1 pseudogene is annotated in these 836 nt (G+C 47.8%); it reads right to left on the reverse strand.

The annotated features are described in order from the left end of the window. Nucleotides 1–836: pseudogene (locus tag AB4486_RS27380) on the reverse strand (DUF3372 domain-containing protein); the annotation flags it as partial.

Genomic DNA, 836 nt, shown 5'->3' on the forward strand with positions numbered 1-836 from the left:
CCGTAGAACAGGGTGTTCGGGTCGATTTGGCGCACTTCTTCCAATGCTTCGACCATTACGTCTTTTGGCTGGTGGCCCATTAAGTCAAAACGGAAGCCATCCACTTTGTAGTCGTCAGCCCATACCTTGAGTGAGTCGACCATCAATTTACCCATCATCAGGTTTTCGGTCGCAGTGTTGTCACAACAAGTCGAGTTCTCAACGCCACCCGTGTTCACATTCAGACGGTGGTAGTATCCTGGGACAATTTTGTCTAGCACTGACTTATCGTTCACACCAGACGCATTGGTATGGTTGTATACCACGTCCATGATCAGCTTAAGATCCATGTCGTGTGTCGCTTTCACCATTTCACGGAATTCGAGAATACGCTGAGAACCATTAGGATCGGTCGCGTAACTTCCCTCAGGAACTGTGTAATGGAATGGGTCGTAGCCCCAGTTGAAGCTATCAAGCATACGAAGGTCATTCATTAATGCTTGTGCGTCACCCGTTGAAGGGTCATAACCATCGAGTACGTCTTCGATGACTTTGTTTTCGTCTTCGCTTCCACATAAGGTAGCTGTCGGTTTTACATCACACAGTTTTCCTACGGTGTCGGTGATATCAACACGGCTCGCGGCATCTTCATCGACGGTAGCGATATCAAATGCTGGTAAGATATGCAGCGTAGTTAAACCTGCTTCTTGGAGAGCTTGTAGGTGTTTGACCGACTCACGATCGGCTTCTGTAAGAGCGAGGTACTTGCCATTTAGGCTAGCTGTGCCGAGCTTATCGCTGAAACTAAAGTCACGTAGGTGTGATTCGTAAAGTACGTGGTCTTCGTCTTTCTCTAC

It is taken from the genome of Vibrio sp. 10N.222.55.C6 (assembly GCF_041473395.1).
GTDB lineage: Bacteria > Pseudomonadota > Gammaproteobacteria > Enterobacterales > Vibrionaceae > Vibrio > Vibrio crassostreae_C.